Source organism: Nocardia sputorum (assembly GCF_027924405.1).
Taxonomy (GTDB): Bacteria; Actinomycetota; Actinomycetes; order Mycobacteriales; family Mycobacteriaceae; genus Nocardia; species Nocardia sputorum.
Map to the genome: position 1 here is coordinate 5,107,369 of NZ_AP026978.1, position 20,037 is coordinate 5,127,405.

A 20,037-nucleotide genomic window follows, 5' to 3' on the forward strand; every position below is an offset into this window, starting at 1 on the left:
TCGAGTTTCCCAAGAATGCGCGCTGGCGCTTGCCGGGCCGCGTGATCGCGTCCTACCTTCGCCACCACGACAGTGCACGAACCAGGTTCGGAGGTCTCACGTGCACGCTCGAACGACAGCCACACCGAGCGCGGTCAGCACCTCGATCGCCATCGCGCTCATGCTCGCCGCCACCCTGATGATTCCCCGTTGGCCTGGGGCGATAGCACAATCGGAAACTGAAATCCTCGATTATCCGGTGTCTTCCGAGGGTTCCAGGGTGCTGGACATCGGCCCGGTCATCGGCCGCCTGACCGACGTGCGGATCTACTCCGCCGCGATGGGCGCCACCGTCCCGGTGAAAGTGATCCGCGCGCCGGACAATTCGAGACCGGCGCCCGTGCTGTATCTGCTCAATGGCGCCAGCGGTGGCACCGGAGGAAGCAACTGGCCGAATCAGACGGATATCGAGGAATTCTTTCGCGACCGTCAAGTGAACGTCGTCGTGCCGATGGGCGGCGAGGGAAGTTATTTCGCGGATTGGCGGACGGACGATCCCGTACTCGGCAGGCAACGCTGGACGACATTTCTCACCAGGGAACTGCCGCCGTTGATCGATGCCGCTTTTTCGGGCAACGGCGCCAACGCCGTCGCCGGCATCTCCATGGCGGCCACCTCGGTATTCCAGCTCGTCCTCGCCGCACCCCGGCTCTACCGGGCCCTCGGCTCCTACAGCGGGTGCGTGCGCACCAGCGATCCCGCGGGACAAGCCATGGTCGCCGCGGTGGTCACCCGCTGGCGCGGCAACACCCTGAACATGTGGGGGCCGCCCACCGACCCGCAGTGGGCGGCCAACGATCCCTACCTGCATGCCGAGCAACTGCGCGGCACCGCCATCTACGTCTCCACCGGCACCGGTATACCGGGCCCGCTCGATACACCCGACGGACCGGGCATCGACGGTAACAGCGAGAAACTGGCCAGCCAGCTCGTCACCGGTGGATTCCTGGAGGCGGTCATCAACCAGTGCGCGCACGACCTGAGCAATCGATTGCGCGAGCTCGACATCCCGGCGACCTTCGACTTCCGGCCCGTCGGCACCCACTCCTGGGGTTACTGGCAGCAGGATCTGCACAACTCCTGGCCGCTGATCGCCACGGCACTGGCGATCTCCCCCACCACCGGATAGCCGAAGCGCAGGCGGCCGGCCCGCGTCAGCGCGCGCGGACCGCTTCCGCGGCGCCGGTGATGTTGCGGGCCATCCCGCCGAAGATAGCGGCGTGGAACGGCGCGATCGACTTCCAGTACAGGTGCCCGGCCAGCCCGTGCGGCTCGAACAACGCGCATTGCCGATAGGTGGCGCCGGGACCATCGGGCTCGACCGCGAGCTCCAGCCAGGCCCGGCCCGGCACCCGCATCTCAGCGCGCAACCGCAGCATCCGAGGCCGCTCCAACCGCTCCACCCGCCACCAATCCAGCGCTTCGCCCTCGTGCAGCCGGTGCGGGTCGCGCCGCCCGCGGCCGAGACCGACGCCGCCCGCCAGCCGGTCTATCCAGCCGCGCAGAGACCAGGCCAGCGGGAACGAATACCAGCCGTGCTCGCCACCGATCGCCTCGATCACCCGCCACAGCGTCGCGGGGTCGGCGTCGGTGTGCCGTTCGCGCACATCCCGGTACAGCGAGCCGCCCGACCATTCCGGGTCGGTGGGCAGCGGATCCGACGGCGCACCCGGCGGATGGGCGTCCGACCACCTGGTCGGCACGTCCAGGTCGCGAATCTTCTGCAGTGCCAGCGTCACCGCCCGGCGGTAACCGGTCGGTCCTCCCGGCGGGTCCGCGATGAGGTCGGCGATCGCGTGGTCATGACAGACCACGTCGTTGATCAGCGATTCCATCAGCGGCACGGCGATCGAGCGTGGCACCGGCGTCACCAGATTCACCCATTGCGCCGACAACCACGGCGTCAGCACCGGCACCGGCACGATCAGCCGGCGCGGCAGCCGCGCCACTTCGGCGTAGCCGCGCATCATCTGCGCGTAGGTCAGCACGTCCGGACCGCCGATATCGAAGGCACCGCCCGCGCCGTCGGGCAGCGAGGCCGCCTCGGTCAGGTAATACAGCACGTCACGCACCGCGATCGGCTGGATCCGGTTGTGCACCCAGCGCGGGGTGACCATCATCGGCAGCCGCTCGGTCAGATAGCGCAGCATCTCGAAACTGGCCGAGCCGGAACCGATGATCACCGCGGCCCGCAGCACCAGCGCGGGCACCGCACCCGCGCCGAGGATGTCGCCGACCTCGGCGCGCGAGGCCAGGTGCCGCGACAGCCGCTGCGCGTCCGGGACGATGCCGCCGAGGTAGACGATTCTGATCAGCCCGGCGTCCGCCGCCTCGGCCGCGACCAGGATGGCGGCTTCCCGGTCCACGGTGTCGAAGTCGGCCCGCGTCAAGGAATGGACCAGGTAGTACAGCACGTCCTGTCCGGCCAGTGCGGCGCGCACGTCGGCGGCGGAGGTCACGTCACCGGCCAGCACCTCGGCGCGATCGCGCCACGGCGCCTCGGCGAGCTTGCCCGGGGTGCGAGCCAGCACGCGGACTGTGTGACCGGCGCGCAGCAGTTCGGGCACCAGTCGTCCGCCGATGTAGCCGGTCGCACCGAACACCACACACCGCACGGCAACCATCCTTCCGATGACGTGCTCAGGTGATGACCCGGGGCCGCGGGGTCAAACAGTGCGCGTTCCCGGCGTGTGCGCGTCCGGGCGGGCAGCGGCGAGCTCTGATCGCTCGGGCGTCCTCGTGCCAGACTGGGCCCGTGAGCGAACGTAGCAAAAGCCACGGACCGGACAAGCCAGCACCGCGGGATCGCGGCGACGTCATCGGTGCGGGCCTGGTCTGGCTGGCCAAGTGGGCGGTGTGCATCGTCGCGATCGCGGCGGGCGCGTGGGTGCTCGGATTCCTGGTCGCCCGGCTGTGGGTGGTGATCCTGCCGGTGGCGCTGGCGATCGTCGTCGCCACCGTGCTGTGGCCGCCCGTGCGCTGGCTCACCGCACGCGGCCTGCCGCCCGCCGCCGCCGCCTCGCTCGCGGTGCTCGGATTCATCGGCGTGCTCGCCGGCATCATCGCGCTGATCGTGCCCTCGGTCGTGGACCAGGCCCCGGAACTGGCCGACAAGTCCAGCGCGGGCGTCAACCAGGTGCGCGACTGGTTGCAGGGCCCGCCGCTGAGAATCCGTGACGAGCAATTGGATTCGGCCGTGGACGCGATCGTCTCCAAGTTGCAGTCCAGTTCGGAGCAGATCGCGACCGGAGTGTTCAGCGGCGTCACCACCGCGACGTCGGTGCTGGTCACCCTGTTCCTGGTGCTCGTGCTGACCTTCTTCTTCGTCAAGGACGGCCCGCGTTTCCTGCCGTGGTTGCACAGCGTCTCCGGCAGCCGCGGCGGCAGGCACCTCGAGGAGGTGCTCAGCCGGGTCTGGGTCGTGCTCGGCGGGTTCATCCGCACCCAGGCGCTGGTCAGCCTCGTCGACGCGGTGTGCATCGGCGCGGGCCTGGTCATCCTCGGGGTCCCGCTGGCGCTGGTCCTCGCGGTGATCACCTTCCTCGGCGGGTTCGTCCCGATGGTCGGCGCGTTCGTCGCCGGTGCGCTCGCCGTGCTGGTCGCCCTGGTGGGCAATGGCTTCGTGACCGCGCTGATCGTGCTCGGCATCGTCATCGCCGTGCAGCAGCTGGAGGGCAACGTGCTGCAGCCGGTGTTGCAGAGCCGCAGCATGCAGCTACACGCGGTCATCGTGCTGCTGGCGGTCACCGCGGGCGGCTCGCTGTACGGGATCGTCGGCGCGTTCCTGGCCGTCCCCGTGGTCGCGATGGCCGCGGTCGTCCTGCGATATGTCGGCGAGCAGATCGACGCGGCCACCGTGCCGCCGCCGGAGCCGGACACCGACCCCGAGCCCGCGGACTGACCGCGTCGCACGAAAAGCCGCGCGCCATCGTTGCACTCAGTCCGAATGTAACTATCGCCGTCGCCCGCCCGGGTTCCTAGCGTCAGTGGACATGACAACTGATGTGGGCACCCCGCTCAACGACATCGCCGACACGACGGCCCGCGCCGTCGCGGACGACCCGGCGAACGCGCTGGTGGTGTTCCGTGCCTCCGGGACCCCGGAGGGGACGGTGGGCAGCGCGATCACCCTCGGCAAGCACACCGTGCGCGTGGACGAGCCGCCCGCGCTCGGCGGCGCGGACACCGCGCCCAACCCGGTAGAGGTGTACCTGGCGTCGCTCATCGCCTGTCAGGTGGTGACCTATCGGTTCTGGGCCCAGCGCCTCGGCATCACCGTCGACGAATTGTCGGTGAGCGCCGAAGGCGATCTCGACGTGCGCGGATTCTTCGGCTTGGATGACAGCGTCCGCGCCGGTTTCCAGGCGGTGCGGGTGACCGTTCGCATCGGCGGACCCGACACCGCACAGCGCTATGCCGAATTGCAGCAGGCCGTCGACGCGCACTGCCCCGTGCTCGATCTCACCACCGGGCGCACTCCGGTCGAGACCACCCTGATCACCGATTAGCCGCCGTCGCAACCCGATCGACCAACCACTGAAGGAGACCACCCCGATGACCGAACCCGACCTGTCCCAGGACTGGAGCTTCGAGACGAAGCAGATCCACGTCGGACAGATTCCGGACGGCACCACCAACGCCCGCGCGCTGCCGATCTACCAGACCACCTCCTACACCTTCCGCGACACCGCGCACGCGGCGGCGCTGTTCGGTCTGGCGGAGCCAGGCAACATCTACACCCGGATCATGAACCCGACCCAGGACGCGGTGGAGCAGCGCATCGCCGCCCTGGAAGGCGGCGTCGCCGCCCTGCTGCTCGCCTCCGGGCAGGCCGCGGAGACCTTCGCGATCCTCAACATCGCGGGCGCGGGCGACCACATCGTCTCCAGCCCCCGGCTCTACGGCGGCACCTACAACCTGTTCCACTACTCGCTGCCCAAGCTCGGCATCGAGGTCTCCTTCGTCGAGGACCCCGACGACCTCGAGCAGTGGAAAGCCACGATCCGCCCGAACACCAAGGCGCTCTATGGTGAAACGGTCTCCAACCCGCAGAACCACATCCTCGACATCCCTGGGATCGCGGGCGTCGCGCACGACCACGGTGTGCCGCTGATCGTGGACAACACCGTCGCCACGCCGTACTTGATCCAGCCGCTGGCCCACGGCGCCGACATCGTCGTGCACTCGGCCACCAAGTACCTCGGCGGACACGGCGCGGCCATCGCGGGCGTGATCGTGGACGGCGGCAAGTTCGAGTGGACCGGCGGCCGGTTCCCGGGCTTCACCGAACCCGACCCGAGCTACCACGGTGTCGTGTACGCCGAACTCGGCGCGCCCGCCTACGCGCTCAAGGCGCGCGTGCAACTGCTGCGCGATCTCGGCTCGGCGGTCTCCCCGTTCAACGCGTTCCTGATCAGCCAGGGCCTGGAGACGCTGAGCCTGCGGATCGAGCGGCATGTGCAGAATGCGCAGGCGGTCGCCGAATTCCTCACCACCCGTTCGGAAGTCACGTCGGTGTCCTACGCGGGCCTGCCGTCCTCGCCGTGGTACGAGCGGGGCCGCGCCCTCGCGCCGAAGGGCACCGGCGCGGTGATCGGCTTCGAGCTGGCCGGTGGCGTGGATGCCGGCAAGCGGTTCGTCGAGGCGCTGCGGCTGCACAGTCATGTCGCCAACATCGGCGACGTGCGCTCGCTGGTGATCCACCCGGCCTCGACCACCCACTCGCAGCTGACACCCGAAGAGCAACTGGCCGCGGGCGTCACGCCCGGTCTGGTCCGGCTCGCGGTCGGCATCGAAGGCATCGACGACATCCTCGCCGATCTGCGCGCGGGTTTCGCGGCGGCTTCCTGACGCATCGCGCCCCGGGGTGGTGTGCCCCGGGGCGTTTTGCCTGTCCGCGATCCGGATCGAGCGCGGCCCGGCAGGGCGAGAACCTGTTTCGAAGCGGTTTTCCATGATTTCCGTCGGCAAATAGGGACGCACCGACAGTGGTCATCGGTTACCCTCCGGCGCACGGTTATTCACCCCCGCGGCGCGGATTCGATTGGCACGCGTGCGGTTCCTCACGTTCGGAAAAGAAATCGAAGTTTCGCGCATCCGTATGGCTTTCTGAACCGAACTAGAAAGGTAGGTATATGTCCTCGTCAGAATGAGGTGGGTAAGTCCATGGACATAGCGGTACCCGAAACTCCAGCGCACCCCTTCTTACGCCGCGCCGCCACTCTGGTCGTCGCGAGCGCCATCCCGTTGTCCGTGGTCGGCGCCGCCACCGCCACCGCCGACCCGCTGCTGCCGGAGATCTCCGTGCAGATCCCGTTCGCCCCGGCCCCCGCAGTCGGCGTCCTCGCTCCGGCGGCCGATCCCGTGGACGACGTCGTTCCGCCCGAAGTCGCGCCGCCCCCGGTCTCCGCCGGCCGCAACGACTCGAGCACCACCCGGCCGATGCCGGACGCGAACGTGCTCGCCCCCATCGTCCCGCAGCGGCTGCATCTGCCCAATCCCGCCGCCCCGGCCCCCGGGGTCGCGCCGATCGAGGCGCCGCCCGGCACGCTGCGCGTGGGTTCGGTGGTGATCGGCAGGCCGGACTTCCTGACGCCCGAGCAGGGCAAGATCTTCAACGACGCGATCGCGGGTCCCGAAGCGAGCATCGCGCAGACCTTGGATTCGGCGGGCTTCGAGCCATCGCGCTCCGACCGGATCGCCGCCGACCTCCTCGGATCCACCGCCATCGGCGCCTCGGTGGGCAGCATGGTGGCCTCGCCGGTCGCCTCCATCGGAGCCGTCATCGGCGCGGTCTGCGGCGCCATCGCGGGCCTGCCGATGTTCCCGACCGGGACGGTGGCCGTCATGGCTCTCGGCGCCGCCATCGGTTACGGGTTCGTCGCGTCTCCTGCCATCGCCGTCGGCGCGGCTGTCGGCGCCGGTGTCGGTGTGCTCCAGGGCCTTCTCACACCGCCCACGGTTCCTGCCTCGTAATCCGCTTTCCGGTGCGTTCCGCGGCGGAAGACACCGCGTGAACTCGTCGTTTTCGATACGCACGAATTTCGCGAAGACCCGGTTCCGGCCGGGTCTTCTGCTTTGTTCGGAAATGCCGGACGTTTGGCCTCCCGATAACGGGCTATCGCGTAGAAGACCGGCTGAAGATGGTCGGCCGGTCTCTTCACAAGGAGGTTGTGACATGAGCACAGTCGACAAGGCGAAGAACAAGGCCGAAAAAGTCGCCGGCCAGGCCAAAGAGAAGTTCGGCGAGGCCGCGGGCGACCGGGGGAAGCGCGACGAAGGCCGCACCGACAAGGTCAAGTCCGACCTGAAGGACGCCGGCGAGAAGGTCAAGGACGCCTTCCGGCACTGACCACCGTCCGACGGGCGCGGTCGGACGTGGTCCGCCCGGAGCCCCGCCACGGCCGTGGATCGCATATCGAGCGGACGCTACCCGACGCAAGCGTCCCCCACGGCCGTAGCGACGGCGGAGTTACGCCTAGCCAGGGCGGATGGCCGCACCGAGCGGTCATCCGCCCGCTTCTCGCGAGCAACTGGTCCAACCAGTTGACCTGTTGACCTCGGTGCGCCACACTCGGTCGCATGGAATTCGCCGCGGTCGCCCGCACCGCCGTCTCCGATGTCGTGTTCGGCCAGATCATCGACGCGATCCTGAGCGGACGGATCGCCCCCGAGGCGACGCTCCCCTCGGAACGGGAACTGGCCGAGATGTTCCAGGTCAACCGCCACGCCGTCCGCGAAGCGCTCAAGCGCGTGCAGCAGAGCGGGCTGGTGCGCGTCACGCCGGGCGGCAAGACCCGGGTGCTCGACTGGCGCTCGCACGCGGGCTTGGACATTCTGACCGCGGTCACTCGTTCGGGCGCGGTACCCGCGCAACGGATCCTGCGCGACATCGCGGTGATGCGGCGGTCCGTCGCCGCCGACGCGGCCCGGCTGTGCGCCGAGCACGCCGACGCCGAGCAACTTGCGGCGGTGCAGGGCGCCGCCGCGGCCTATCCGGACGCCACCGCGCCGTTCGGCGCCGTGGTGGAGGCCGACTTGGCCTTCTGGGTGGCCATCCTCGACGGCTCGGGCAACCTCGCCTACCGGCTGGCATTGAACACCCTGGTCGCGGGCTATTTCGGGATCGGTATGGAGATCGTCGCCGAACTGGGCCTGAACAAGGAATACGTCGACCCCGGCGCGCACCGCGCCCTGGCGGCATGCATCGCCCGCCGCGACGCCGCCGCGGCATACGACACCGCTTACGCCCTGCTCACCCGCCTGGTCGACGCCCAAACCGCACCGAGAGATTGACCCTTTGTTCGACCTGATCGCCCATGCCATACCGGTTTTCGTGCTCTGCCTGGCGCTGGAAGCCGCCTCCTTCCACTTGCTGCCCGACGACGACCAGCTCGGCTACCAGTTCCGTGACGCCCGCACCAGCGTGCTCATGGGGCTGGGCAATGTGGTGGTGAACCTCGGCTGGAAACTCGTCGTCGTCGCGGTGTACGCCGCGGCGTATCTGGCCGCGCCGGTCCACCTCCCGGCCGACCAGCCGCTCACCTGGATCGCGCTGTTCTTCGCCGACGAGATCGCCTATTACTGGTATCACCGCACCCACCACACCGTGCGCGTGTTCTGGGCCAGCCACGTGGTGCACCATTCCAGCGAGTTCTACAACCTCTCCACGGCCCTGCGCCAACCGTGGACCCCGTTCAGCTCACTGCCCTACTGGTTGCCGCTGGCACTGGCCGGCTTCCCGCCCTGGATGATCCTGCTGCAGCAGTCCGTCAGCCTGCTCTACCAGTTCTTCATCCACACCGAGCGGGTGGGGACGCTGTGGCGGCCGGTGGAATTCGTCTTCAACACGCCCTCCCATCACCGGGTGCACCACGGCTCCAACGACCGCTACCTGGACAAGAACTACGGCGGCATCCTGATCGTCTGGGATCGGTTGTTCGGCACGTTCGAGCCGGAGACCGAACGCGTCCGCTACGGGCTGACCAAGAACATCGAGACGTTCAACCCGGCCAAGGTCGCCGCCCACGAGTGGATCTCGATCTGGCGCGACCTGCGCGGCGCATCCTCCTGGCGCGCCAGGGGCGGTTACTTGTTCCGCGGGCCCGGCTGGTCGCCGGCCGACTGATCCGCGTCGGAAGCAGCGCCGTCCTCCTCGATCAGCCGCAGTTGGCTCGGCCACCAGATCCCGCGTCCGATCAGGCTGAACAGCGCCGGGATCACCACCGTGCGTACCACGAACGTGTCGAGCAGGATGCCGAGGCCGACCACGATGCCGACCTGGGTGAGGGTGATCAGCGGAAGCACGCCGAGCACGCAGAACACCGCCGCCAGCACGATGCCCGCGCTGGTGATCACCGCACCGGTCACCGACACCGCCCGCACCATGCCGTGCGTGGTGCCGTGCCGCGGCGTTTCCTCGCGGGCCCTGGTGACGAGGAAGATCGTGTAGTCCACGCCGAGCGCGACGAGGAACAGGAACGCGAACAGCGGCACGCTGATGTCCAGCGCCGGGAAGCCGAAGACGTGCTCGCTCATCCAGCTGCCCAGCCCCAGCGCGGCCAGCGCGCTCAACACCGTGACCGCCACCAGCAGCAGCGCGGCGGGCACCGCGCGCAGCAGCGCGAGCAGCACCACCAGCACGACGACGAGAATGAGCGGGATGACCACCCCGCGGTCCCGGCTCGCGGCGGTCTGGACGTCCAGCGCCTGGGCATCGGCGCCGCCGACCATCGCGTCGGCTCCCGGCACCGGCGCGACCGACGCCCGCAGCGCCTCGATCGTGTCGAAGGCGCGCGCGGAGGACGGCGGCGCGTCGATCACCACCGACCACCGGGTCAGTCCGGTCGGCGAGGTGCCCGTCCGCGAGGTCAGCACCACGCCCTCGGTGCGCCGGAACGACTCCTCGACGCCCGCCGCCGCCTCGCCGCGCGCGAGGACGATCGCGGGATCGGAAGCGCCGGACGGGAAATGCCGTGCCAGAGCATCGAATCCCGCCACCGATTCCGCGCGGACCCGGAACTGCTCGGTCTGCGAAAGCCCTACCCGCGTCGTCAGCAAGCCGGTCGCGCAGACCGCCAGCACCACGAGCGCACTTCCGGCCACCAGGGCGGGCCTGCGCACCACCCGGACGGCGAGCGCGTGCCAGATCCCCTCGTCAGCCGTGTCGCGGTGGTCGGCCTGCGGCACGAAGGGCCAGAACACCTTGCGCCCGCACAACGCGAGCGCGGCGGGCAGCGCCAGCAGGACGAACACCACCGCCACCAGCAAGCCCAGCGCGGCCATCACACCGAGGCTGCGCGTGCTCGGCACCGAGGCGAGCACCAGCACGAGCAGCGCGGCCACCACCGTCACGTTGCTGGCCAGGACCGCGGGCCCGGCGCGCCGCACCGCCTGCCGCAACGCCGCGCGATGGTCCGGTTCCCGGTGCAGTTCGTCGCGATAGCGCGAGACCAGCAGCAGCGCGTAGTTGGTGCCCGCGCCGAACACCAGCACGCTCGTGACACCGGAGGTCGAGCCGTCGAGGGTGAGCTCGGTCACGCGCGCCAGCACGGTTCCCGCGCTGGTGGCCACCCGGTCGGCCGCGCCGACCACCGCCAGCGGCACCAGCCACAGCACCGGGGACCGGTACGTCGCGATCAGCAGTACCGCGACGACCACCGCGGTCACCGCGAGCAGCGTGACGTTCGCGCCGGAGAACGAGTCGGCGATGTCGGCGCCGAAGGCCGGACCACCGGTGACCTGCAGGACGAGCACGGCGGGCAAGCCGTCGCGCGCGGCGGCACGGATGTCATCGATGCGGTCGGTGAGCGCGAATCCGTTCAGGTCGGCGTCCACGGGCACCTGCCCGATCGCCGCCTTCCGGTCCGGCGCCGCGATCAGGTCACTCGGCCCCGGCGCCCGTCCCGACGCACGGGCTACGGCTTCGGCGGTGGCGTTCCGGTCGTCGTCGGTCAGGTCGCCGCCATCGGCGCGCGTGACGACGACGATGGCCGCGGCCGTCCCCGCGTCCGGGAATTCTTCCAGCGCCTGTTCGACCCGCGCCGACTCCGCCGAGGACGGCAGCGCGGTCGGGGCCTGCCCGGCGGACTCGTTCTCGCCCACCGCACCGATCAGCCCTATCGAGGCCGCGGCGAGGACCAGAAGCAGCACCCACGAGGTCCGGGCGGTTACCACCGACGCATAGCGATCCCAAGCGCTCACACCGCAACTCTCTCAGAAATTGAAATATTAAGCAATTGAGACACCGGCTGAACTACGCTGATCCCCCGTGTGGAAAAGGATGCGCCGTTGACCGAGGAGCCGAACGCCGACGGGCCGGACCGTGACGGACTGGAAACCGGCATCGCCGCCGACATCCGCGCCCTCACCGCGATCTCCGAGCAGATCGGGCAGGTCTTCGCGCGCAGCAACGACCTGCGCGCCAACGACTTCCGCGCACTGATGCACGTCGCGACGGCCGAGCTCGAGGGTGCGCCGCTGACCGCGGGCGGCCTCGGCAAACTGATGGGGATCTCGTCGTCCGCGGTGACCTATCTGGTCGAGCGCATGATCGAATCAGGGCACCTGCGCCGCGCCGCCGATCCGGCCGATCGCAGGCGGGTCATCCTGCACTACGACGAGCACGGCATGGACGTGGCGCGCGGCTTCTTCACACCGCTCGGGCGACGGACCCGCGCCGCGATGGCCGACCTGGCCGACGCGGACCTGCGCGGCGCGCACCGCGTGCTGGTCGCGGTGATCCAGGCGATGCGTGAGTACCACGACGAGCTGACCGGCGAGTGAACCCCGCCGCCGGTCAGTCCCGCAGGGCCTGCTCGCGCAGCGATTTCAAGGTCTTCGACAGAATCCGCGAGACCTGCATCTGCGAACAGCCGATCCGCTGGGCGATCTGCTCCTGGGACATCGAATCGAAGAAGCGCATCACCAGCACCTGCTTCTCGCGTTCGGGCAACGCGGCCAGCAGCGGCTTCACCGCCAGATAGTTCTCTACCGTGCTGAAATCGGGGTCCTCGGCGCCGAGCGAGTCCAGCAGCGAGGGACCGCCGGATTCCGCGTCGTCGGTGTCGGAGGCGGCGTCGATCGACGAGGTCTGGTATGCGTTGCGGGCGATGAGCGCCTGGGTCACCTCGTTGAGGTCCGCACCCAGTTCCTCGGCGATCTCCCGCGCCCGCGGCATCCGGCCCAGCCGTTGCGACAGGATCTCCACCGTCGGACCGATGGTGGACTGGATCTCCTTGAGCCGCCGCGGCACTCGCACCGACCACGCGTAGTCGCGGAAATGCCTGCGCACTTCGCCCATGATCGTCGGCACGGCGAACGAGAGGAAGGTCGCGCCGTGTCCCGGATCGAAGCGGTCGACGGCGGCGAGCATGCCCACCCGGGCGATCTGCAGCAGGTCCTCGAAACTCTCGCCACGCCCGCTGAACTTGCGGGCGATGTGTTCGGCCAGCGGGAGACAGCGCTCGATCAATTCGGCGCGCACGGCTTCGCGGCGCGGATCGTCCGGGGCCAGCGCGGCCAGTTCGGCAAAGAGCGGCTCGATATTGTCGTAGCTGTCGCCCCGCGATTTGCGCTTGGAATCGACCTGATTCGGCTCGCTACTCATTATTCGAGCCGCCGCGCACCCAACGGAAGTCGACGACAGTCGGGTAACCGCCCGCGGCGGAGTCGTGCGCGCCGCGCGACGCCGAGACCGAATCCGTCAGCGTGGCCACGATGTGCCAGCCGAAGCCGGACTCGTCCGGGCTGGTGTCCGATACCGTGACGGTGCAGACGCGCACGTCCACCGCGTCGTCCTCGAAGCCGAACGCGCACTCCAGTTCCGCCCCGTCCACCGCGTCCAGCACCAGCGCACTGGCCACCTCGTCGAGCGCCAGCCGGATGTCGGTCACCTCATCGATGCCGAAATCGGCCATGAGCATGACCGTCTCGGCCAAGGCACGCAGCATCGCCAGCTGTTCGGATACCGCGGGCACCCGCACACTGATCGTGCCGGTCCGCGTCGTCGCGGGAGGAGTCCCCTCACCCTTGCTCATGCACAGCTCCCAGAAGTCGCGCCGTCCGTCGGAGCGCCAAGCCTACGCCCTCTCGTCCACGGGCTTCGATCGGCCACGGCACAACACGCGCGTCGCCGCCCGACGATCATCATTCCGCCCCCGATGTCCGTTTCGCCGGAAGACGACGACGGCCGTCCTCGACCGCACGCACCAGATCCGTGTACGCGATCTCCAGCTCGGCCAGCCGGGTCCAGGCCGCATGCATGCGCTCGCCGCCCGGGTCGTCGTTCATCAGCAGATAGAACGCTTCTTCCGCGACCGCCGCCATCCCATCGATCACCTCACCCAGGCTGGCGTCGTGCAGCCGGACCCCCGGCGCGGCGCGCGGCAGGTGCAACGTCGCCCACGTGTCGATCCGGTCGACCAACTCGGCTCGGCGCCGCCGGATCACGACCTCGTCGCGCGCGTCGTCGCGGCACTGCCGGTGTAGTTCGGTCAACTCGCGCGCCCACCGGCTGACCGGGCCCTGCACGTGCTGCCCGCCCAGCGCGCACAGCAGAGCGCTCGGGCTGGGCAACGCCGCGTTCTCGGACAGCTTTCGCGGTCGAGCACGCTGGACCAGCATCGGCCTACCTCCCCGGCACGACCGCACCGATCGCGCGGCCGGTCGTCCAAGCCTTCATCAGGACAGCGTTCATTCCGGATCCGGCATGCCCGCTGTGGGCGCGCGCAAACTCACAGGGGCGCAGTCAGTTCGAGATGGATGCCGTCGGGGTCGGAGAACGACAGGATCGCGATCCCGAAATCGGCCATTTCGGTGATCTCGCCGTGTTCGATGCCGGCCTCGGACAGGCGAGCGGCCGCGGCCACCAGATCGTCCCGCGTGGGAACGGTGAAGCTGAGATGGTCAAGGCCCACCCGTTCCGAATCGAATCGGTCGGTCGGGGCGGCCACCGGCCGCAGGCCCAGCAGCATGCCGTTGGCCTGGAACACCACGCCACCGAACAGCCGCATCGGATCGGACCGCACCGCCGGATCGTCCGGGCTGCCAGGCGACTCGGCGGCGATCGGGAAACCGAGCACGTCTCGGTAGAAGGCACGGGACCGAGCGATGTCGGTCACCGTCAACCGGATGTGGTGGGTTCCGGTCGTTTCGATCAAGGTCACATGAACTCCCAGCAGACAAGGTACGGCGGGCTCGATCGGCTCGCCGGGCGGTGCTGCCGGTGGCGAGCCGTCTGGCGATGACGGTAGGACACAATCGCGCCGGAACCGAGTGTCGTGAACGACATCTTCGGTACCGTTTCCGACATGGACGTCGTCGTCTTCGTCGTGGACGGCGTGGCCGACTTCGGTTACGCCGCCCTGCTCGAGACCTTCAACACCGCCAATGCCGTGCGCGCCGAACTCCCCGGCTCACCGGAGCCGTGGCGGGTGCGCAGCGCGTCGTTCGGCGCCACGGTGCGGTCGGGCCACGGCAACACCGTGCCGACCATCCCGCTCGACGAGCTCGGCGACGACTTCGAGCTGATGATCGTGCCCGCGGTGAACGTCCTGGAGGCCGCGGCGCTGGTCGACCTCGTCTCCGCCCCGGCCAGCCGTCCCGTCCTCGACCGGCTGATCGCGGCCCGCGATCGGGGAGCTCATCTCGCCGGCGCGTGCACCGGAACGTTCTTCCTGGCCGAGGCGGGCGTGCTGGACGGTTCCCCCGCGACCACGAGCTGGTGGCTGGGCCCCAGTTTCCGGCGCCGTTATCCCCGTGTCGACCTCGACGAGGGCCGGACACTGTGCCGCGGCCGTGGCGTCAGCACCGCGGGCGCGGCGCTGTCGCACATGGACCTGGCCCTGTCACTGATCGCGGCCAAGAGCCCGGCGCTGGCCGAGCGCGCCATGCGCTACCTCGCGGTCGGCGCGGGACGACCGCAACGCGAGTTCATCGTTCCCGAGATCATCGCCCGCGGCGATTCCGTGACCGCCGCCTTCGAACGCTGGGTCCGCGCGCACCTCGGCGAGAATTTCCGGATCGCCCACGCCGCCCGCGCCATCGGCGTCACCGAACGCAGCCTGCAGCGGGCCACACACGCCGAACTGGGCATGTCCCCCACCGAATTCGTGCACGACATCCGCCTGGAACGCGCCGTGCACCTGCTGCGCACCACGTCGCTCACGGTGGACGCGGTGGCCGCCAAGGTGGGCTATCTCAACGCCGGAACCCTGCGCGGTCTGTTCCGCCGCCGACGCGGCATGTCCATCTCCGAAATCCGCATGACGCGCCTGTCGTACTGAGTCCCCGATCGCCCTCGCGGCACCCGGGGCCGAGGCGCCGTACGCCGTCATGGGCCGTTTCGGGCGCTGGTCGATCACCGCGCCTAGCCGGTCCTGCTCTTCCCGGCGGCGCATCCTGCGGCGACGGCGACAGCTCTCGCCGAACGTCGCTGAGGGCGACAGCGGATCAACGCCATACCTCCTTTTCGAGTAGTTCGCTACTCGTGTGCGGACGACTCCGTGGCCCGACGATGGCGAAAGCAGGTGCGACGACGACGTCCACCCCAGCGAACCTCGAACACGGAGTCACCCATGCCTGCGAAAAAGAACTCACCCGCCCGCCGGACGCACGCCCGGAAAGACGATCTTCGCACCGCACTGCGCAAATTCATCCGCACCAAGGGCGAGAATTTCCTCGAAGATCCCAATATCTCCTCGATCGGCGTCGGCTACAAGCAAGTCGACGGAAAGCCGACCGGTGAGATCGCGGTGCAGTTCACCGTGAACGAGAAGGTGTCCGAACCGGAGGAACTCGAAGCACTTGGCACATCGACGATTCCGGAGACCGTCACCGTCGACGGGATCGAGGTGCCGACCGATGTCCTGCAGCGCAAATTCGAGCCGGCCTTCCGGCTGGTCGCCGAAGCGGTGGCGCCGGAGCGAAAGACGCGCCTGGATCCGATCGTTCCCGGAATCAGCGTCGCCCACCCTGCCAGCACAGCCGGAACGATCGGTTGCGTGGTCTACGACCGGGATGACGGGACGCCGTACGTATTGAGCAATTGGCACGTCCTGCACACCTCGGCGGGCAGGCTCGGCGACGACGTCGTGCAGCCGGGGCCGCGCGACGACAATCGCATCGACCGCAATCGGCTCGGCAAACTCGTCCGGTCCCATCTCGGCACGGCGGGCGACTGCGCCGTCGCCGTCATCGAGAACCGGCAATTCAGCGGCGAAGTCAGCGGGCTCGGCGTCGTCCCGGAACGCCTCGGGGACCCCGAACTGGGTGACACAGTGATCAAGAGCGGCCGGACCACGGCGGTCACCCACGGCATCGTGCGGCGCGTCGACGTGGTCGCCAAGATCGACTACCGCGGGGTGGGCAGCAAGAGCATCGGCGGCTTCGAGATCGGACCGGACCCCGGCCATCCGCCGTCCGACGGCGAGATCAGCAGCGGCGGCGATTCCGGATCGGCGTGGTTGTTCACGCTACCCGACGGCGCCACGAGCACCGTCCTGGCCGGACTGCATTTCGCCGGGGAAACGGGCTCGGACACCGACGAGCACGCGCTGGCCTGCCTGCCGCAATCGGTGTTCGAGAAGCTCGGCATCACGTTGACCCCGCCCGCCCCGGAAGAGGTCGCGGTCGTCGCCGGATACGATCCGCATTTCCTCGCGTCGCCGATTCCGCTGCCCGAGGTGGACGCCGAGGTCCGCCCCGACGTGGCGACCGCGCTCGACGGCGCGGACGTCCTGCACTACACGCACTTCTCCCTCGCGATGCGCCGCTCGCGCCGCTTCGCCATCTGGGTGGCCTGGAACATCGACGGAGCCTCGATGAAGAAGCTCTCGCGGAAGAAGATCGACTTCGTCAAGGATCCGCGGCTCGACGCGGACGTCCAGGTCGGCAACGAGCTGTATCGCGACAACCGGCTCGATCGCGGCCACCTCGCGCGCCGGGCGGATCTGCTCTGGGGCAGCATGCCCGAAGCGGCGAATGCCAACCGGGACTCGTTCTTCTACACCAACATCACCCCGCAGATGGACGACTTCAACCAGAGCATGCGCGACGGGCTCTGGGGACGGCTCGAGGATGCCGTCTTCGCCGACGCCACCGTCGACGACCTCAAGGTCAGCGCGTTCGGCGGCCCGGTCTTCACCGCGGACGACCGGGAATTCCGGCAGGTCCGGATCCCGCGCGAGTTCTGGAAGGTCATCGCGTTCGAGGACAACGGCGAACTGAAAGCCCGCGGCTTCCTGCTGAGCCAGAACCTGGATCAGCTGGAGGCCCTCGATCTCGACGAGTTCCGCGTCTTCCAGGTCCCGTTGACCGAGATCGAGCAGCGCGCCCGCTTCCATTTTCCGCAAGCACTGCGAGACGCGGATCTGCAATTGGCGCCGGAAGAAGTCGCCGCCCCGTTGAACACGGTCGCGGACATCCAGTGGTGAGCCCGGACCGGTTCGATCCGTGACCGCTATACCGCGCGGGATTGCGGTGGCGCGGTGAATCCTTCGGCGAATTCGATGAAGTTCTGCACGACGGTTTCGCTCTCGCGGCGGACACTGCGCTTGAGGAGAAGTCCCGGCAACAGCAGGGAGGAGTGCAGTTCGGTGTGATACCAGACCTGCGATCCCGCGCGATCGGCGGACACTTCGAACCACCCGCCGCCGCCGAGGCCGACACAGCTGTCCATGACCTGCCAGGACACTCGGTCATCGACCCAGTCGTATTCGAGCACTTGCAGGTCCGACCGGCCCAGCAGCGTCTCGGCGGTCACGTAAACCCGTTGCGGACGCCCGGATTCGTCTCGGGTGGCCACGCGCGCATCCGAATACGTCGACCATTCGGGGAGCATTTCGATCGCGGCGACCGCATCGAAGACCTGGGCGGGATCGACGGCGACGGTGAAATGTATATCCGTTTTAACGCGCATAACTCCTCCACCCCCGGTTCCGACCCGGCCGATTCTGCCCGGGACGCTTCGCATCCGTCAACCCACTCTTACGCCGCAATCATCGGCTATGCGCGAATGCCGATGTCAGAAGCTCCCCAGAGTTGAAAATAGGTAGTCAGCTACCCGCAGGCTATTGGTAGGCAGAATAGTTACCGGCGAGTATCAAAGTAGGATCACAGACTTTCGCCGCCGCCATCGCGGCAGCGATATGCCGATCACCGCGACGGCCGTTCGGCGATAGCCGGGAATACGCCGCGGGAGTGCCGAGCGGGCAGGTCCGGCAAGGTCTCCCTGCCGATTCGCCGGCTCACAACCCACTCGGCACCTGCCCGGCGACATCGGGCAAAGCTTTTACCCGCCCGATTCCGTCCAGGTGACCGGCAATTCGTGGACGCCATAGATATTCATGTCGGTCCTGAGCCGCACCTCGCCGGCGGGGATGGCGAGCTCGAGGGACGGGAAGCGGCGCAGCAGTCCGGCGAAACCGGCGCGCATCTCGATGCGGGCCAGTTGCTGGCCGAGGCACTGGTGGACGCCGTGGCCGAAGGACAGGTGACCGCGGGCCTTGCGATGGACGTCCAGGGTGTCGGGGTTGTCGAAGCGCTGGGGGTCGCGGTTGGCGGCCAGCAACGAGACGACGACGGTCGACCCCTTGCCGATCGTTTCACCGCCGAGTTCGATGTCGTCCGTGGCGTAGCGGTAGAAGATGTCGGCCACGGACAGGTAGCGCATGAGTTCCTCGACGGCGTCGGGGATCAGCTCCGGGTCGGCGCGCAGTTCGGCCAGCTGCTCGGGATGCTCCAGGAGCGCGAAGGTGGCCAGCGCGAGCATGTTGGCGGTGGTCTCGTGGCCCGCGAGCAGCAGCAGGAAGGCGATGCCGGTCAGCTCCTCGATGGTGAGGTCGTCGTGCCGAGCCAGGTCGGAGAGGATGTCCTCGCCGGGTTCGGCGCGTTTGGCCGTGACCAGTTGCGCCAAGTACGTGGTCATCGCGCCGTACGCGGCCATCTTCTCGTCGAGCGACTGGTCCTTGACCAAGAACTTGGCGGTGTTGACCTGGAAGGTGGCCCGGTCCGCGTAGGGAACCCCGAGCAGTTCGCAGATCACCAACGAGGGCACCGGCAGCGCGAACGCCTCGACCAGGTCGACCGGCGGGGCCAGGCGCCCCATCTCGTCCAGTTGCCGCTCGGTGATCTCGATGATGTGCTCTTCGAGCTGCTTCATGCGCTTGACGGTGAAGGCGCCGGTGAGCTTGCGCCGCAGCCGGGTGTGGTCGGGCGGGTCCATGGCGATGAACAAGCCGGGCGTCTGCGGGGACGGTTCGGTGGCGACGGGCATGCCGGGGGTCTCGTACGGCACGTGGACGATGCCGATGTCCTGGCGGGAGCTGAACCGGGTGTCGGCCATGAGCCTGCGGACCGCGTCGTAGCCGGTGACCAGCCAGCCCTCGTGACCGTCGGGGAAGAGCATGGGACTGACCGGGCGAACCTCGCGCAGCCGGGTGATCTCGCGGGGCGGGTCGAACGGACCCGCGTCGCGCTCCAGGGGGAGGCCGTGCGGGATCGGAACTGCCTGACTCATCGGTTTTCCTCTCGTGGCGATTGTTCGACGATGGTGATCGCGCCGGACGGGCACACCTCGGCGGCCGCACGGACCGCAGGCTCCCGCTCGGGCGCGGGTGCGGGGTCCAGCGGCACCACCCGGCCGTCCTCGGAGTCCTGGTCGAATACTCCGGGGGCGGTCAGTACGCACATACCGGCGCCGACGCAGCGCTCCCGGTCCACCCTGAGTTCCACCGGTTACCCCTCCGCCCAGATGATCGGGAGGGAACGCGCGTCGCAGCCGAATGTGTCCGTGTGCAGCGCGCTGCCGTCGAGGATCGTCCTGTCCCCGTAGGTCTTTCGCCGCCCAGAAGCGATTGCTGAACTATTCACACGAACACTGTCGCCAGCCGGGCTGATACCGGCCTGACACCGACCTGACACGTGCCCGTCGGAGCGGTCGCCATCCGGGGGACGGGTGGCGCCGCTGACCGCCGATCGTGCACGGCAGAATGGGTCCGG

Annotated in this window: 20 protein-coding genes; 11 read left to right on the forward strand and 9 right to left on the reverse strand. The window is 68.8% G+C overall.

The genetic code is table 11. The features are described from left to right. The first annotated feature begins 160 nt into the window (after positions 1-160). Complete coding sequence (locus QMG86_RS23095) at positions 161-1,168, forward strand: alpha/beta hydrolase (RefSeq protein WP_434086212.1); 1,008 nt, start codon at positions 161-163, stop codon at positions 1,166-1,168. A 25-nt stretch (positions 1,169-1,193) separates the two neighbouring features. Here the strand turns inward: QMG86_RS23095 and QMG86_RS23100 are convergent, their stop codons facing one another. Further along, the gene (locus QMG86_RS23100) at positions 1,194-2,663 is read right to left on the reverse strand and encodes an SDR family oxidoreductase (protein WP_281874767.1); all 1,470 of its coding nucleotides are present in this window, start codon (positions 2,661-2,663) and stop codon (positions 1,194-1,196) included. Between the two features lie 131 nt (positions 2,664-2,794). Between QMG86_RS23100 and QMG86_RS23105 the strand changes: the two genes are divergently transcribed. The 7 genes from QMG86_RS23105 to QMG86_RS23135 all read left to right on the forward strand — a co-directional run bounded on the left by QMG86_RS23105 (position 2,795) and on the right by QMG86_RS23135 (position 9,166). Continuing rightward, positions 2,795-3,940 (forward strand): AI-2E family transporter, encoded by a 1,146-nt coding sequence (locus QMG86_RS23105; RefSeq protein WP_281874768.1) that lies wholly within the window; start codon positions 2,795-2,797, stop codon positions 3,938-3,940. Positions 3,941-4,031: 91 nt separating this feature from the next. Next, the gene (locus tag QMG86_RS23110) at positions 4,032-4,547 is read left to right on the forward strand and encodes an OsmC family protein (protein ID WP_281874769.1); all 516 of its coding nucleotides are present in this window, start codon (positions 4,032-4,034) and stop codon (positions 4,545-4,547) included. Positions 4,548-4,593: 46 nt separating this feature from the next. Beyond that, the gene (locus QMG86_RS23115) at positions 4,594-5,889 is read left to right on the forward strand and encodes a bifunctional o-acetylhomoserine/o-acetylserine sulfhydrylase (RefSeq protein ID WP_281874770.1); all 1,296 of its coding nucleotides are present in this window, start codon (positions 4,594-4,596) and stop codon (positions 5,887-5,889) included. A gap of 315 nt (positions 5,890-6,204) precedes the next feature. Further along, on the forward strand, positions 6,205-7,014 hold the full coding sequence (locus QMG86_RS23120; RefSeq protein ID WP_281874771.1) for a hypothetical protein: 810 nt from the start codon (positions 6,205-6,207) through the stop codon (positions 7,012-7,014). 202 nt (positions 7,015-7,216) lie between these two features. Then, on the forward strand, positions 7,217-7,390 hold the full coding sequence (locus tag QMG86_RS23125; protein ID WP_159840107.1) for a CsbD family protein: 174 nt from the start codon (positions 7,217-7,219) through the stop codon (positions 7,388-7,390). A gap of 230 nt (positions 7,391-7,620) precedes the next feature. Further along, positions 7,621-8,334 (forward strand): FadR/GntR family transcriptional regulator, encoded by a 714-nt coding sequence (locus tag QMG86_RS23130; RefSeq protein WP_281874772.1) that lies wholly within the window; start codon positions 7,621-7,623, stop codon positions 8,332-8,334. A 4-nt stretch (positions 8,335-8,338) separates the two neighbouring features. Beyond that, entirely contained in the window at positions 8,339-9,166 is an 828-nt protein-coding gene (locus QMG86_RS23135; protein ID WP_281874773.1) for a sterol desaturase family protein, read from the forward strand. Here the strand turns inward: QMG86_RS23135 and QMG86_RS23140 are convergent. Beyond that, complete coding sequence (locus QMG86_RS23140; protein ID WP_281874774.1) at positions 9,127-11,241, reverse strand: MMPL family transporter; 2,115 nt, start codon at positions 11,239-11,241, stop codon at positions 9,127-9,129. The genes QMG86_RS23135 and QMG86_RS23140 overlap by 40 nt on opposite strands. A gap of 87 nt (positions 11,242-11,328) precedes the next feature. Between QMG86_RS23140 and QMG86_RS23145 the strand changes: the two genes are divergently transcribed. Beyond that, the gene (locus tag QMG86_RS23145) at positions 11,329-11,823 is read left to right on the forward strand and encodes a MarR family winged helix-turn-helix transcriptional regulator (protein ID WP_281874775.1); all 495 of its coding nucleotides are present in this window, start codon (positions 11,329-11,331) and stop codon (positions 11,821-11,823) included. 13 nt (positions 11,824-11,836) lie between these two features. On the opposite strand, the gene QMG86_RS23150 is transcribed toward QMG86_RS23145, so the two are convergent. The 4 genes from QMG86_RS23150 to QMG86_RS23165 form a co-directional block, all read right to left on the reverse strand. Beyond that, positions 11,837-12,646, reverse strand: coding sequence for an RNA polymerase sigma factor SigF (locus tag QMG86_RS23150; protein WP_281874776.1), 810 nt, complete (start codon positions 12,644-12,646; stop codon positions 11,837-11,839). Next, on the reverse strand, positions 12,639-13,076 hold the full coding sequence (locus QMG86_RS23155; RefSeq protein ID WP_281874777.1) for an ATP-binding protein: 438 nt from the start codon (positions 13,074-13,076) through the stop codon (positions 12,639-12,641). The genes QMG86_RS23150 and QMG86_RS23155 overlap by 8 nt, the downstream gene beginning before the upstream one ends. Before the next feature lie 109 nt (positions 13,077-13,185). Beyond that, positions 13,186-13,662, reverse strand: a complete 477-nt coding sequence (locus QMG86_RS23160) for a hypothetical protein (RefSeq protein WP_281874778.1) — start codon at positions 13,660-13,662, stop codon at positions 13,186-13,188. Positions 13,663-13,772: 110 nt separating this feature from the next. Further along, positions 13,773-14,204: a VOC family protein gene (locus tag QMG86_RS23165; RefSeq protein ID WP_281874779.1), complete on the reverse strand. Its 432-nt coding sequence runs from the start codon at positions 14,202-14,204 to the stop codon at positions 13,773-13,775. Positions 14,205-14,348: 144 nt separating this feature from the next. Between QMG86_RS23165 and QMG86_RS23170 the strand changes: the two genes are divergently transcribed. Together QMG86_RS23170 and QMG86_RS23175 are read left to right on the forward strand one after the other, a co-directional pair. Further along, positions 14,349-15,323: a GlxA family transcriptional regulator gene (locus tag QMG86_RS23170; protein ID WP_281874780.1), complete on the forward strand. Its 975-nt coding sequence runs from the start codon at positions 14,349-14,351 to the stop codon at positions 15,321-15,323. Positions 15,324-15,614: 291 nt separating this feature from the next. After that, entirely contained in the window at positions 15,615-17,471 is a 1,857-nt protein-coding gene (locus QMG86_RS23175; RefSeq protein WP_281874781.1) for a DNA/RNA non-specific endonuclease, read from the forward strand. 26 nt (positions 17,472-17,497) lie between these two features. Here the strand turns inward: QMG86_RS23175 and QMG86_RS23180 are convergent, their stop codons facing one another. From QMG86_RS23180 to QMG86_RS23190, 3 genes are all read right to left on the reverse strand, one after another. Further along, entirely contained in the window at positions 17,498-17,956 is a 459-nt protein-coding gene (locus QMG86_RS23180; RefSeq protein ID WP_281874782.1) for an SRPBCC family protein, read from the reverse strand. Positions 17,957-18,328: 372 nt separating this feature from the next. Further along, positions 18,329-19,555 (reverse strand): cytochrome P450, encoded by a 1,227-nt coding sequence (locus QMG86_RS23185; RefSeq protein ID WP_281874783.1) that lies wholly within the window; start codon positions 19,553-19,555, stop codon positions 18,329-18,331. Then, entirely contained in the window at positions 19,552-19,770 is a 219-nt protein-coding gene (locus QMG86_RS23190; RefSeq protein WP_281874784.1) for a ferredoxin, read from the reverse strand. The genes QMG86_RS23185 and QMG86_RS23190 overlap by 4 nt, the downstream gene beginning before the upstream one ends. Positions 19,771-20,037 lie beyond the last annotated feature (267 nt).

Excerpts from the sequence above, each read along its gene's own strand:
- QMG86_RS23095 (WP_434086212.1), top strand. The coding sequence starts at position 161 with ATGCTCGCCGCCACCCTGATGATTCCCCGTTGGCCTGGGGCGATAGCA.
- QMG86_RS23100 (WP_281874767.1), bottom strand. The coding sequence starts at position 2,663 with ATGGTTGCCGTGCGGTGTGTGGTGTTCGGTGCGACCGGCTACATCGGC.
- QMG86_RS23110 (WP_281874769.1), top strand. The coding sequence starts at position 4,032 with ATGACAACTGATGTGGGCACCCCGCTCAACGACATCGCCGACACGACG.
- QMG86_RS23115 (WP_281874770.1), top strand. The coding sequence starts at position 4,594 with ATGACCGAACCCGACCTGTCCCAGGACTGGAGCTTCGAGACGAAGCAG.
- QMG86_RS23120 (WP_281874771.1), top strand. The coding sequence starts at position 6,205 with ATGGACATAGCGGTACCCGAAACTCCAGCGCACCCCTTCTTACGCCGC.
- QMG86_RS23125 (WP_159840107.1), top strand. The coding sequence starts at position 7,217 with ATGAGCACAGTCGACAAGGCGAAGAACAAGGCCGAAAAAGTCGCCGGC.
- QMG86_RS23130 (WP_281874772.1), top strand. The coding sequence starts at position 7,621 with ATGGAATTCGCCGCGGTCGCCCGCACCGCCGTCTCCGATGTCGTGTTC.
- QMG86_RS23150 (WP_281874776.1), bottom strand. The coding sequence starts at position 12,646 with ATGAGTAGCGAGCCGAATCAGGTCGATTCCAAGCGCAAATCGCGGGGC.
- QMG86_RS23155 (WP_281874777.1), bottom strand. The coding sequence starts at position 13,076 with ATGAGCAAGGGTGAGGGGACTCCTCCCGCGACGACGCGGACCGGCACG.
- QMG86_RS23160 (WP_281874778.1), bottom strand. The coding sequence starts at position 13,662 with ATGCTGGTCCAGCGTGCTCGACCGCGAAAGCTGTCCGAGAACGCGGCG.
- QMG86_RS23170 (WP_281874780.1), top strand. The coding sequence starts at position 14,349 with ATGGACGTCGTCGTCTTCGTCGTGGACGGCGTGGCCGACTTCGGTTAC.
- QMG86_RS23175 (WP_281874781.1), top strand. The coding sequence starts at position 15,615 with ATGCCTGCGAAAAAGAACTCACCCGCCCGCCGGACGCACGCCCGGAAA.
- QMG86_RS23180 (WP_281874782.1), bottom strand. The coding sequence starts at position 17,956 with ATGCGCGTTAAAACGGATATACATTTCACCGTCGCCGTCGATCCCGCC.
- QMG86_RS23185 (WP_281874783.1), bottom strand. The coding sequence starts at position 19,555 with ATGAGTCAGGCAGTTCCGATCCCGCACGGCCTCCCCCTGGAGCGCGAC.